The organism is Serratia sp. Ae19-1 (genome assembly GCF_059801225.1).
This window is the reverse complement of the sequence record NZ_JBCHWD010000003.1, coordinates 73985-86270: the sequence shown is the minus strand read 5'-3', so window position 1 is coordinate 86270 and position 12286 is coordinate 73985. Positions and strand designations below refer to the sequence as shown.

General features: G+C 58.6%; 12 protein-coding genes. 10 read left to right on the top strand and 2 right to left on the bottom strand.

Annotation, left to right across the window (positions count from 1 at the left end):
• Nucleotides 1-402: 402 nt before the first annotated feature.
• Both phoH and lpxO read left to right on the top strand, forming a co-directional pair.
• Complete coding sequence (phoH, locus tag AAIE04_RS10550) at nt 403-1191, top strand: phosphate starvation-inducible protein PhoH (protein WP_015378226.1); 789 nt, start codon at nt 403-405, stop codon at nt 1189-1191.
• 234 nt (nt 1192-1425) lie between these two features.
• Nucleotides 1426-2328 (top strand): lipid A hydroxylase LpxO, encoded by a 903-nt coding sequence (gene lpxO / locus AAIE04_RS10545; RefSeq protein WP_019452916.1) that lies wholly within the window; start codon nt 1426-1428, stop codon nt 2326-2328.
• Between the two features lie 36 nt (nt 2329-2364).
• On the opposite strand, the gene chaA is transcribed toward lpxO, so the two are convergent.
• Complete coding sequence (gene chaA, locus AAIE04_RS10540) at nt 2365-3468, bottom strand: sodium-potassium/proton antiporter ChaA (protein WP_019452915.1); 1104 nt, start codon at nt 3466-3468, stop codon at nt 2365-2367.
• A gap of 294 nt (nt 3469-3762) precedes the next feature.
• Nucleotides 3763-4581: a siderophore-interacting protein gene (locus AAIE04_RS10535; RefSeq protein WP_498576903.1), complete on the bottom strand. Its 819-nt coding sequence runs from the start codon at nt 4579-4581 to the stop codon at nt 3763-3765.
• Nucleotides 4582-4619: 38 nt separating this feature from the next.
• Between AAIE04_RS10535 and AAIE04_RS10530 the strand changes: the two genes are divergently transcribed.
• The 8 genes from AAIE04_RS10530 to AAIE04_RS10495 all read left to right on the top strand — a co-directional run bounded on the left by AAIE04_RS10530 (nt 4620) and on the right by AAIE04_RS10495 (nt 12197).
• The gene (locus AAIE04_RS10530; protein ID WP_498576902.1) at nt 4620-4991 is read left to right on the top strand and encodes a hypothetical protein; all 372 of its coding nucleotides are present in this window, start codon (nt 4620-4622) and stop codon (nt 4989-4991) included.
• A gap of 90 nt (nt 4992-5081) precedes the next feature.
• Entirely contained in the window at nt 5082-5777 is a 696-nt protein-coding gene (locus tag AAIE04_RS10525) for a gamma-glutamylcyclotransferase (RefSeq protein WP_498056271.1), read from the top strand.
• A 301-nt stretch (nt 5778-6078) separates the two neighbouring features.
• A complete protein-coding gene (gene cbl / locus AAIE04_RS10520) occupies nt 6079-7032 on the top strand; it encodes an HTH-type transcriptional regulator Cbl (RefSeq protein ID WP_498576901.1) in 954 nt (317 codons plus the stop codon).
• A 175-nt stretch (nt 7033-7207) separates the two neighbouring features.
• Nucleotides 7208-8776 carry an ABC transporter substrate-binding protein gene (locus AAIE04_RS10515; protein ID WP_498576900.1) on the top strand — a complete coding sequence of 523 codons (1569 nt, stop codon included), beginning with the start codon at nt 7208-7210 and terminating at the stop codon, nt 8774-8776.
• On the top strand, nt 8776-9831 hold the full coding sequence (locus AAIE04_RS10510) for an ABC transporter permease (RefSeq protein WP_154746376.1): 1056 nt from the start codon (nt 8776-8778) through the stop codon (nt 9829-9831). The genes AAIE04_RS10515 and AAIE04_RS10510 overlap by 1 nt, the downstream gene beginning before the upstream one ends.
• Nucleotides 9828-10697: an ABC transporter permease gene (locus AAIE04_RS10505; RefSeq protein WP_498576899.1), complete on the top strand. Its 870-nt coding sequence runs from the start codon at nt 9828-9830 to the stop codon at nt 10695-10697. The genes AAIE04_RS10510 and AAIE04_RS10505 overlap by 4 nt, the downstream gene beginning before the upstream one ends.
• The gene (locus AAIE04_RS10500) at nt 10687-11529 is read left to right on the top strand and encodes an ABC transporter ATP-binding protein (protein ID WP_498576898.1); all 843 of its coding nucleotides are present in this window, start codon (nt 10687-10689) and stop codon (nt 11527-11529) included. Before AAIE04_RS10505 ends, AAIE04_RS10500 begins: the two co-directional genes overlap by 11 nt.
• A complete protein-coding gene (locus AAIE04_RS10495) occupies nt 11526-12197 on the top strand; it encodes an ABC transporter ATP-binding protein (RefSeq protein WP_063918527.1) in 672 nt (223 codons plus the stop codon). The genes AAIE04_RS10500 and AAIE04_RS10495 overlap by 4 nt, the downstream gene beginning before the upstream one ends.
• Nucleotides 12198-12286: the final 89 nt, after the last annotated feature.

The window sequence follows — 12286 nt, the reverse complement described above, 5'->3', positions numbered from 1 at the left end:
GTCATTATACTGTAATCATCTGGCGGTAGTTTTCACACGGTGCACAGCTTGAAGCTGTAAATATCACTGCGGGGATCGCTAATGGTAAAGTCCTTGGTTGGGCTGGAAAGAAAAAATAACACATCTCCCCTGATTTCTCGTTGTTACGAGGGTTCTCTCTCCGACTCTCTTTTACCGGCAACTCCGCACCCTTATCGCTACCGAATCTCATCGTTTTTTACTCCACGTTTATTGATGCAGTCCGCGTTGTCCCGTGAAGATACGGCGCCGAAGCATTGCCGTCGATTCACTTTGTCCCTTGGCTCTTATTGGCTCGGAGGAGGCCAAAACCTAATACGTGTGTGAAACATAATCGCGCGGCCTGGCCGTTGCGGTAGGTGAAACAAACTGTAAGGTGCCACTATGGGTAGACAGAAAGCAGTGATCAAAGCACGTCGTGAAGCGAAACGCGTTATTCGTCGTGACGCTCGTAGTCATCGCCAGCTGGAAGAAGAGTCTGTGACCTCGCTGGTGCAAATGGGGGGAGTCGAGTCTATCGGCATGGCGCGAGACAAGCGCGATAGCTCACCCATCGAGGCTAGAACCGAAGCTCAGGGTCATTACTTATCAGCCATAGAAAATAAGCAGCTGATCTTCGCCACCGGCGAAGCCGGCTGCGGCAAAACATTTATCAGCGCCGCCAAGGCGGCGGAGGCGCTGATCCATAAAGAGGTGGATCGGATTATCGTTACCCGTCCTGTTTTGCAGGCGGATGAAGACCTCGGTTTCCTGCCGGGGGATATCTCCGAGAAATTCGCCCCTTATTTCCGCCCGGTGTATGACATTCTGGTGCGCCGTTTGGGCTCTTCCTTTATGCAGTACTGCCTGCGGCCGGAAATCGGCAAGGTAGAGATTGCACCGTTCGCTTATATGCGCGGACGCACCTTCGAAAATGCGGTCGTTATCCTGGATGAAGCCCAGAACGTGACCGCCAGCCAGATGAAAATGTTCCTGACCCGCCTGGGGGAAAACGTGACGGTTATCGTTAACGGCGACGTGACCCAGTGCGACTTGCCACGCGGCGTAAAATCCGGCCTCAGCGACGCCCTGGAGCGCTTCGAAGAGGACGAGATGATCGGCGTTATCCGCTTTGAAAAACAGGACTGCGTACGCTCCGCTTTGTGCCAGCGCACGCTCAACGCTTACAGTTAACCTATCCGCTAATGGAAAGGCCGCTTCGGCGGCCTTTTTTATCTCCGCAATTTCCGCTCTCGTTTAACCTTTGTGTAAATTATTGTGGTTATTTGTATAGATTTTCGTTGAATTAGCGTTAATGATTAATGGGTTCCAGATTGGCGCGCAGTTTGCGTGTGCCGCCAAAAGGACACTATCTGGGGTGTGCGCCGCGCGGCGCATTGAGTGTGGGTTCTTTGCTGCGATTCAAACATGAAATATATCATTCTGATTTTGCTTATTTTATGCGTCGTCTATGTGCATTACCGCGGACGAGTGCGCTACAACGTATGGCGGCAGCTGTCTGACCATTCCACCTTTACCGCACCGCTGAACGTCTTCATGTATCTGTTTTCTCGCGTGCCGACTACGCCGTACCTGAAGCCGGAGCAGTTTCCTGAGCTGGCGGTACTGCGGGAGAATTGGGAAACCATCCGCGACGAAGGACAGAAGCTGATGGAGATCCAGCAGATCAAAGCGTCCGATCAATTCAACGACGCCGGTTTCAACTCGTTCTTCAAGACCGGTTGGAAGCGCTTTTATCTGAAATGGTATGAAGACAGCCATCCTTCCGCCATGACCCTGTGCCCGCAGACCACTGAGCTGCTGCGCAGCCTGCCTTCGGTCAAGGCGGCGATGTTCGCCGAACTGCCGGACGGCAGCCGTTTGCCGCGTCACCGCGATCCTTACGCCGGTTCGCTGCGTTATCACCTGGGGCTGATTACCCCTAACGATGACCGTTGCTTCATTGAAGTGGACGGCGAGCGCTACAGCTGGCGCGACGGTGAAGGGGTGATGTTCGATGAAACCTATCTGCACTACGCGGAAAACCAGAGCGGGCAGAATCGCCTGATCTTGTTCTGCGACATCGAACGGCCGATGCGCTACCGCTGGACGCAGGCGGTGAACCATTGGCTGGGGCGCAATCTGATGAGCGCCGCCACCGCGCCGAACGAAGAGGGCGATCGCACCGGCGGCGTCAACAAGATGTTCAAATACATCTATGCGATACGCCGGGTGGGGAAACGCCTGAAGGCCTGGAACCGCACCGGTTATTACATCATCAAGTGGATTTTGTTCGGGGGGATCGCCGCGGCGATCTTCTTCTCGGTATAACGCAGACAGGGGCGCACAGAGTGCGCCCCTTTTGGATCAGGCGAAGATAGTCATCATGTAGGCGGCGAACAGCGCCAGGTGGGCGGTGCCGTTCAGCACGTTGGTGCGGCCGGTCGAGAACGACAGCTGGCACAGCAGCAGCACCGTCAGCATCACCACGATATGCGGCGTTTGCAGGCCGAAGATCAGCGTCTGCCCGGTCAGGGTGGCGATGATGGTCACCGCCGGCACCGTCAGGGAGATGGTCGCCAGTACCGAACCGAAGAACAGGTTCATGGCGCGCTGCACCTGGTTGTTCAGCACGGCGCGCAGCGCACCCAGCCCTTCAGGCGACAGGATCAACAGCGCCACCAGGAAACCGGTGAACTGCGCCGGCGCATTCACCTTGGTCAACAGGCCTTCCAGCGGGTTGGCGTTGAATTTGGTGACGGCGATAACCGCGATCAGGTGCACGATAAGCCAGGCAGCATGCCAGGCGCTGCTGTGCGAAGAAGGTTTGCCGTGATGCGGGTCGCCATCATCATCTTCATGTTCATACACGAACAGGCTCTGGTGGGTTTTGGTCTGGATCACCAGGAATACGCCATACATGGCGGCGGAGATCAGCGCCACCAACAGCGCTTGCCCGGTGCTGAAGTTGCCGCCCGGCAGCGCGCTCGGGAATACCAGCACGATCACCGCCAGCGGGAAAATTGCCATCAGGTACTGTTTGATGCCGCCCAGGTTGACGTACTGAGTGGCGAACTTGCGCCCGCCGAGCAACAGTGCGAAACCGACCAGGCCGGCGGAGACGATCATGATGATGGAGTACAGCGTGTCGCGCATCAGCGCCGGCGCGGCGTCACCGGTGGCCATCAGCGCCGAAATCAGGCTGACCTCGAGGATCACTACCGACAGGCTGAGGATCAGCGATCCGTAGGGTTCGCCCAAACGGTGGGCGAGCACGTCGGCGTGGCGCACAACGCTGAAGGCGCTGCTGAGGATCCCCACCAGCGCGAGAATATTGATGCCGACGATCAGCGGAAAGTTAGTGGTGCTGCTCCACAGATTCAACACCACCAGTGCGGCGATGGGGAAGATCAGCGAGTATTCGGTGTGGCGAGATTTGGTGGATCGGCCAGGATCGTGTTGCGACTTCATGAGGGTGGCACTCCTTCTCAAACAGCGTAGCCCGTCAGCGCCGGTCGCCGTAACACGGCAACTCTGCGTTTCCAGTAGGTATTTTATATTAGGATACACCCACGGCGCCGGTGTGATGTTGTTTTTATCTGAGAAAGCAATTGCTTGCTTTATGTGATCAGGGTAGCAAAAAAACCGCACGGGGTGCGGTTTTATTTACTTACTTTTACGCAATAACGCTGTTTTTTAACGTTAGATTTGAGAAAAGTCGTGTTTACTTATTTAGTGCGTGGTTAATCAAGGAAAATGCGACCGTTAGTCGTCAATATTATCCATGATTTCATGCCGTTTATTATGATAACCCTCTTCATTTAGTCCCTCACGCCAGTAAGGTACGGCATAAAGACGATTACGATCGCATTGGCGTTCGCGGCGCAGGTAACGGCGCAGCCCTACCACCAAACGATCTTCACCGGCCAGCCAAAAATGCGTCTCGCCTTGCGGCAAGGACTGCTCGCGGAACAGTGCGATCAATTCGTCGGTTTTTTCCGTGCCGCCAACGACCCAGTTGACTTCAACGTCCGCCGGTTTCTTCAGCTCAATCACGTCGGCGGCGCTGTCAACGCGGACAAAAGCGCGCCCCGCGCTATGCGGCGGCAGGTTTTCCAGCAGCGCGGCCAGCGCAGGCAGCGAGGAGGGGTCGCCCGCCAGGCTGTAGAAGTCGGCCTGCGGCAGCATCGGTTTCGGGCCACCCGGGTTGCTGATGCCGATTTTATCGCCGGCTTTCGCCTGGCGCGCAAAGTCGACCGCCGGGCCCTGGTGGTCATGGATGGCGAACTCGATGTCCACTTCTGCCTGCTCCGGGCGCACGGCGCGAATGGAATAGGTGCGCACGATCGGGCGCACGGCGTCCGCGGCCCAGCGCGGGCCGTTTTCGGTCAGCGTCGGCAGATCCGGCTGGGTTTGGCTGGCGAGCGGTAAAAATACCTTGATGTGCGCTGCGGCGGCGTTGGCCGGGTAGTAGCGCAGATCGGGCGCGGTAAAGGTGATGCGGCGCAGATGCGGGGTAATGTCCTGTACGGCGCTGACGGCAATCAGGTAGGGGGCGCGTGAGCGAGGGGCTTCGGTAGTCACGGGGATCTCCTTATAGTTCGTTTGGCGGTGAGTATATCATGCCGTTTGATAATGAGAATTGTTTGCTCATTGAAGCGCATCGGCCGCGAACCCGGTTTAGTCAGGATTCTCGGAACAAGCACCGAGGGCATGATGTTCTGCCACGCCGCGAACGGCTTGCCGAACGCGGTGAAGCCAAACATGCGCAGGCGCTCTATTATAAGGAAGCGTTCAACAGCGCTCGGCGACAACGCGTGCGGGCGCAAAAAGTCACGTTTTCCCCGCGGCGAGGATCGCACATGTGCTATGCGACCACGGCAATTAATATTATTGCTGCTCAGTACAAATACTTTTTCACTTTAATACCGCTTTGCAACTTGATTGCGCGACGGGAAAAGAATAAGGTCATTATTAATAGGCGCGGTTATTGAATTAATAAAATTCCGCACCAAAAATAAAATTGCAAAGGTTCAGCAGTGGCGAGGGAGGACGAGCAATCGTATTCCCGGGAGGTTGTAACAGTGTTAACGCGAGATTTTCTGCAAAAAGCGGATTGTAAAACCGCATTCGGCGCTATTGAGGAGTCGATGTTGCTGACGCCTGAACAGCGCGCAGCCTCGTTGGATTGCACGTTATCGCGCCGGCCGGATCACAGCCCGGTATGGGTATTCGGCTACGGTTCGCTGATGTGGAATCCGGTTTTTGAATCGGAAGAAGTGCGGCCCGCCAAGCTGCCGGGCTGGCATCGGGCGTTCTGCATGCGCCTGACCGCCGGGCGCGGCACGCTGCACCAGCCGGGGCGGATGCTGGCGCTGAAAGAGGGCGGCCAGACCACCGGCCTGGCATTCCGCCTGCCGGAAAGCAAGCTGCGCGAAGAGCTAGAGCTGCTGTGGAAGCGCGAGATGATCACCGATTGCTACGTGCCTACCTGGTGCGAGCTGCAGCTGGATGGCGGTGAGGTCGTGACTGCGCTGGTGTTTGTGATGAACCCGCAGCATCCGCTGTTTGAAGAAGACACCAGCTACCAGGTGATCGCGCCATTGATCGCTAGCGCCAGCGGCCCGCTGGGCACCAACGCGCAATATCTGTTTGCGCTGGATAACGAGCTGAAACACCACGGCATGCAGGATGATTGCATCGGCGATCTGGTGCGCTATGTACAGCAGTGGTTGCAACAGAACCGCCCTGGCGCTTTCGGGGCTGAAGCCACGGCCTGAGGCGTTAGCAGGGCAGCAGACACTGAAGGGCTCAGCATGCTGAGCCCTTTTTATATATCTAATGCCTATATTTAATAACTTTCTTCTGCATGATTATTTAATACTTATTTCTTGTATGGTTATTTATCTCTTTATTTTTAAAGCCATTCGGCATTTCGCTGTGCCTTGTGGAGCCGAGAACAACGATGAATAATTCACTTAGCATTAAATTGCATAACTAAAGGTTATTTCTTATTTGTTCAGCCCCGCAGGACTCCGTATCAATATGGCAAACGCTACTGCAAGAAACAGGGAGACGGGGATGAACTTTCAACAATTAAAAATTATTCGTGAATCGGCACGCTGCAACTACAACCTGACTGAGGTCGCCAATACCTTATTTACCTCGCAGTCCGGCGTCAGCCGGCATATTCGCGAGCTGGAAGAAGAACTGGGTATCGAAATATTCATTCGCCGCGGCAAGCGCCTGCTGGGCATGACCGAACCCGGCAAAGAGCTGCTGGTGGTGGCGGAGCGCATTCTCAACGATGCCAATAACATCCGTCGGCTGGCGGACGTTTTCAGCAGCAACGATTCGGGGCAGCTGCATATCGCGACGACGCATACTCAGGCGCGCTACAGCCTGCCGGGGGTGATCAAAGAGTTTCGCGCGCTTTATCCACGGGTGCGGGTGGTGCTCAACCAGGGCAGCCCGGAGGAGATCGCTTCATTGCTGGCCGCTGGCGAAGCCGATATCGGCATCGCCAGCGAACGATTGATGAGTGACGAATCGTTGGCGGCGTTTCCTTACTATCGCTGGCATCACACCATTCTGGTGCCGGAGGGGCACGAGTTGACGCGACAGCCGCAGGTGACGCTGGAGATGCTCAGCACCTTGCCGCTGATTACTTACCGCCAGGGCATTACCGGGCGCGCGAAGCTGGATGCGGCGTTTAAAACGGCGGGGCTGACGCCGGACATCGCGCTTAGCGCACAGGACTCCGACGTGATTAAAACCTACGTTGAATTGGGGTTAGGCGTGGGCGTGCTGGCCGACATGTCGTATGAAAAAGAACGCGATCGCGGGTTGGTCAGCCTCAACGCCGAGCATTTGTTTGAACCTAATACGGTATGGTTGGGCCTGAAGCGCAGCCAGCTGCAGCGCAATTATGCCTGGCGCTTTATTCAGCTGTGCAACCCTACGCTGTCGCTAACCGAAATCAAGGACAAAGTCTTCTCGTCGCAGCTGGATGCGGTGATTGACTATCAGATTTAATCGAGAGGCGGCAGGCAATTCCTGCCGCATTTTCCCCAAAGCCCGCCTAATAATCAAAATCCCAGCTATATACATAAAAAGAATATCTATAGTGATTTAAGTACCTTCAGCTGCCGATCGTGCTCGCATACACTCGCAAAATTATTATAAATTCCATCCGCTTGGAGAGTTTCAGATGAAAGCGCTCGTTCCTTCTTTGCTGTTTTTGGCCGTGGCGGCCAGCGTAAACGTACAGGCGGCGACGCCGGCCAACACGCTGGTGATCGCGCAATCTATCGATGACGTGGTCAGTTTTGACCCGGCCCAGGGATTTGAGTTGACCACGGTGCAGTCGTTCAACAGCCTGTATCAACGTCTGATCCAGTCTGATCCGCACAACCCCATCGATCTCAAGCCGACCCTGGCCAGCAGCTGGCAGGCCGGTGCCGACAACCGCAGCCTGGCCTTCCGTCTGCGTCCGGACGCCAGGTTCGCCAGCGGCAACCCGCTGCGGCCGGAGGATGTGATCTTCTCGCTTTCAAGGGTGGTGAAGCTGAATCTGGAACCGTCGTTTATCCTGACGCAGCTGGGCTGGAACGCGAAAAACGTCGAGCAACATCTGATCAAAGTGGATGACCACCAGGTGAAAATCAGCTGGAGTGAAAACGTCAGCCCGGCCTTTGTGCTCAGCCTGCTGTCGGCGCCGGTATCGTCGATCGTCGACGCCAAAGAGGCGCTGGCACATCAGCAGGGCGACGATCTGGGCCACCAGTGGCTGAACAGCCACTCCGCCGGCAGCGGCCCTTACAAAATCCGCACCTATGTGCCGCACGAAGTGGTAGTGCTGGACGCCAACCCGGGCTCGCCGGAAGGCGAGCCGACGCTGAAAACCATCCTGATCAAAAACGTGCCCGATCCGGCCGCGCGTCGCTTGCTGATCGAGCAGGGCGATGCCGATATCGCGCGCAACCTGGGGGCCGACCAAATGGCGGCCTTGAAGGGCAAGCCGGGCGTCAAACCGCTGGCTATTCCTTATGCTTCGCTGTATTTCCTGCAGTTCAACGCCAAGGCGTCACCGGCGCTCGGCAACCCGGCTTTCTGGGAGGCGGCGCGTTGGCTGTTCGATTATAAAGGCATCGCCGACGATCTACTGAAAGGGCAGTTCCAGAGCCATCAGGCGTTTCTGCCGGAGGGTTATCTGGGGGCGCTCAAGGATCAGCCATACAGCTTCAATCCGCAAAAAGCCAAAGAGATACTGGCCAAAGCGGGGCTCAGCAACGTCAGTTTCCGTCTGGACGTCAACAATCAGCCGCCGTATCTGGATATCGCCCAGGCGCTGCAGGCCAGTTTCGCCCAGGGCGGCGTGAAGGTCGAATTGGTGCCGGGCATCAGCTCACAGGTCTCCACCAAGGTGAAAGCGCTTAACTACGATGCGACGCTGACTTCCTGGGGGCCGGATTATTTCGACCCTAACACCAATGCCGCAGCCTTCGCCTACAATCCGGAAGACGGCAGCAAAACGCTGGCCTGGCGCGCTAACTGGCAGATCCCGGCGCTGAGCAAGCTGACGTTGGCCGCCACCGCGGAAAACGACACCGCCAAACGGGTGGCCGACTACCAGCAACTGCAAAAACAGGTGCAGCAAAGCTCGCCGTTCGTCATCGGCCTGCAGGCGCGCAGCCTGATCGCGGTGCGCGACAATCTCAAGGGCTATGTACAGGGCATCAACCCTGACATGGTGTTCTACAGCAAGGTCAGCAAGTAATGGCCGCTGAACTCTCCGCTTCCGCCGGAGCTGCCCGGCGGTATTGGCGCTGGGGCGGGCGGCTGCTTGGCGGCGCGCTGTCGCTGGCGTTAACGCTCCTCGGCCTGCTGCTGTTCACCTTCATGTTGTCGCACCTGGCGCCGATCGATCCGGCGCTGCAGGTGGCGGGCGATCACGCCAGTGAAGCCACCTATGCGCAGGTGCGGCATGAGCTGGGGCTGGATCAGCCGCTGCCGGTGCAGTTTTGGCGTTATCTGACGCACCTGGCGCACGGCGATCTGGGCATTTCGCGCATCACCGCCCAGCCGGTGTTGAGCGATCTGCTGCGTACCTTCCCAGCGACGGTGGAGCTGGCCACTTGCGCCATTATCCTCGGTGCCCTCGGCGGCATTACGCTGGCGTTTCTGGCGGTGCTCAAACCGGGCAGCTGGCTGGATAACGCGGCGCGTTTGCTGTCGCTGATCGGCTATTCGGTGCCGATTTTCTGGCTGAGCCTGCTCGGGCTGCTGCTGTTCTATGCCACGCTGCACTGGTCGGCGGGGCCGGGGCGGCTGGACGATATCTACTTGTACAGCATGGAGCCGCGCAGCGGTTTCGTGTTGATCGACAGCTGGCTGTCCGGCGATCGCGAGATGTTCTATAACGCCATCAGCCACCTGTGGCTGCCGGTGGTGGCGCTGGCGCTGCTGTCGATGGCGGGCATCACCCGGCTGCTGCGTGCGGCGATGCTGGAAGAGTGCAACAAGGAATACGTGACGCTGGCGCGTTCCAAGGGAGCCGGGCGTCTGCGCATTCTGCTGCGCCACGTGTTTCCCAACGTGCTGGGCACGCTGATCACCGTACTTTCTCTCTCCTACGCCAGCCTGCTGGAGGGCGCGGTATTGACCGAAACGGTGTTCGCCTGGCCCGGCGTCGGGCGTTACCTGACTTCGGCGCTGTTTGCCGCCGACACGCCGGCGATCCTCGGCGCCACGCTGCTGATCGGCACCTGTTTTGTGCTGTTGAATGCGCTGGCTGACGCCTTGACCTATTTAGTGGATCCGCGAACCCGATGAGCCAATATCTTTCTGAACACGAACCGCAAAGCGAGCCGGCCGTCGGTTATCGTACCGGTCGGCGGTTGACCACTATGACGCTGGGCGCGGCGTTGGTAGCGATCCTGATCGTCACCGCGCTGCTGGCCCCGTGGCTGGCGCCTTTCGATCCTAATCTGCAGCATATCGAACTGCGCTTGCTGCCACCTTCCGCCGAGCATTGGCTGGGCACCGACGGCTTCGGCCGCGATTTGCTCTCCCGCGTGATTTACGGCGCGCGGCCGACGCTGATTCTGGTGTCGCTGATTCTGGTGCTGACCATTCCTATCGGTCTGCTGGTCGGTATCTGCGCCGGTTATCTCGGCGGCTGGGTTGAACGCGTTTTGATGCGCCTGACCGATATTTTCCTGTCGTTGCCGAGTCTGGTGATTGCGCTGGCGTTCGTGGCGGTGATGGGGCCGGGGCTGATGAACGGCGCGTTGGCGCTGGCATTGACCAGTTGGCCGGCCTTTGCCCGCCAGGCGCGGGCCGAAACCCTGGCGCTGAGGCGCAGCGATTACCTGGCGGCGGCGCGCATGCAGGGTATCCGCGGGCTGCGGCTGATGGTTGGCCACATTTTGCCGCTGTGCCTGCCGAGCGCGGTGGTGCGCGCGGCGCTGAGCCTGGGCGGCATCATCCTGTCCGCCGCCGGTCTGGGGTTCCTCGGCATGGGCGTCGCGCCGCCGACCGCCGAATGGGGCTCGATGGTGGCCGAAGGCAGCAAAGTGATTTTCGACCAATGGTGGGTCGCCGCCGCACCGGGCGGGGCGATCCTGTTCGCCAGCCTGGCCTTTAACCTGCTGGGCGATGGCCTGCGCGACAAAATGGATCCTCGTCATGGGCACTGATAACACCTTATTGACCGTCGAGCGTTTGGCGATCGGCGTGCCGGGGCCGCAGCCGGTGGCGCTGGTGAAAAATATTTCGTTCAGCATGGGGCGGGAGCGCCTGGCGCTGGTCGGCGAGTCCGGCTCGGGCAAATCGTTGACCGCGCGTGCGCTGATGGGGCTATTGCCGTTGCCGTTGCAGCTGCAGGCGCAGCGCCTGACGCTGGGCGGCGAAGACCTCACGCGACTGAGCGAGCGCCAGTGGAGCCGGCTGCGCGGCGATCGGGTGGCGATGGTGATGCAAGACCCCAAACATGCGCTGAATCCCAATCAGCCGATTGGGCGTCAGGTCGAGGAGCCGCTGGTGCTGCATGCGAAGCTGAGTCGCGCCGAGCGGCGTGAAAAAGTGTTGGAGATGCTGGCTGCGGTGGGGTTGCCCGATCCGGCGGCGCTGTGCCGGCGCTATCCGCATCAGCTCTCCGGCGGCATGGGGCAGCGGGTGATGCTGGCCATTGCGCTGATCAACGATCCGCAGCTGCTGATTGCCGACGAACCGACTTCGGCGCTGGATCACCAGATGCGCGATCAGGTGCTGCAGCTGATAGAAAATCTGGTCGCACAACGCAATATGGGCCTGATCCTGATCAGCCACGATTTGCAGCAGGTGGCGCACCACTGCGAACGGGTATTGGTGATGTACAAGGGTGAGCTGTTGGATCAGCTGCCGGCGACGCAGTTGGCGCAGGCCACGCACCCCTATACCCGCACGCTGTGGGCGTGCCGGCCGAGTCGCGAGACGCGCGGCAAACCATTGCCGGTGCTGGATCGGGCGCTGTTGGAGACCTTGAAATGAGCGTGATTGCACTGGATAACCTGAGCGTCAGCCATCGTCAGGGATACGAACTGCGCACCGTGGTGCATGACGTTAACCTGCGCATCGAACCGGGCGAGTGTTTCGGGCTGGTGGGGCCTTCCGGCTGCGGCAAGTCCTCGTTGCTGTGGGTATTGGCCGGGCTGAACGACAGCTGGCGCGGCGGCTTTGAGCTGTTGGGGCGGCGGCTGCAACCGGGCCAGGCATTTACCGGCCCACTGCGGCGCGAAGTGCAGATGGTGTTTCAGGATCCCTATGCTTCGCTGCACCCCAAACACCGGCTGCTGCGCACGTTGTCGGAGCCGCTCAAACTGCTGCAGGAAAGCGATATCGAACGCAAGATCAGCGCGGGATTTCGCCAGGTCGGGTTGGATCCGCGCCTGCTGGATCGCTATCCGCATCAGCTGTCGGGCGGCCAGCGACAGCGCGTGGCGATCGTGCGCGCGCTGCTGTTGCGGCCGAAGCTGCTGCTGCTGGATGAGCCGACCTCGGCGTTGGATATGTCGGTACAGGCGGAGATCCTCAACCTGCTCAACGAGCTGAAGCAGGCGGGCGATCTGACCATGGTGCTGGTCAGCCACGATGCGGACGTCATCGACCACATGTGCGATCGCGCGGTAGCGATGGCGCACGGTCGCATCATCATTTAAACCTGTGCCCGCCAACGCGGCGGGCATATCCATCTTGGTAATAAATAAAGCAATTTATCGTCGTTCTTCTGTTAATTCTAACCCCCTAC

Excerpts from the sequence above, each read along its gene's own strand:
- chaA (WP_019452915.1), bottom strand. The coding sequence starts at position 3,468 with ATGAAGTCGCAACACGATCCTGGCCGATCCACCAAATCTCGCCACACC.
- AAIE04_RS10515 (WP_498576900.1), top strand. The coding sequence starts at position 7,208 with ATGAAAGCGCTCGTTCCTTCTTTGCTGTTTTTGGCCGTGGCGGCCAGC.
- phoH (WP_015378226.1), top strand. The coding sequence starts at position 403 with ATGGGTAGACAGAAAGCAGTGATCAAAGCACGTCGTGAAGCGAAACGC.
- AAIE04_RS10495 (WP_063918527.1), top strand. The coding sequence starts at position 11,526 with ATGAGCGTGATTGCACTGGATAACCTGAGCGTCAGCCATCGTCAGGGA.
- AAIE04_RS10500 (WP_498576898.1), top strand. The coding sequence starts at position 10,687 with ATGGGCACTGATAACACCTTATTGACCGTCGAGCGTTTGGCGATCGGC.
- AAIE04_RS10510 (WP_154746376.1), top strand. The coding sequence starts at position 8,776 with ATGGCCGCTGAACTCTCCGCTTCCGCCGGAGCTGCCCGGCGGTATTGG.
- lpxO (WP_019452916.1), top strand. The coding sequence starts at position 1,426 with ATGAAATATATCATTCTGATTTTGCTTATTTTATGCGTCGTCTATGTG.
- AAIE04_RS10530 (WP_498576902.1), top strand. The coding sequence starts at position 4,620 with ATGCCGTTTGATAATGAGAATTGTTTGCTCATTGAAGCGCATCGGCCG.
- AAIE04_RS10505 (WP_498576899.1), top strand. The coding sequence starts at position 9,828 with ATGAGCCAATATCTTTCTGAACACGAACCGCAAAGCGAGCCGGCCGTC.
- cbl (WP_498576901.1), top strand. The coding sequence starts at position 6,079 with ATGAACTTTCAACAATTAAAAATTATTCGTGAATCGGCACGCTGCAAC.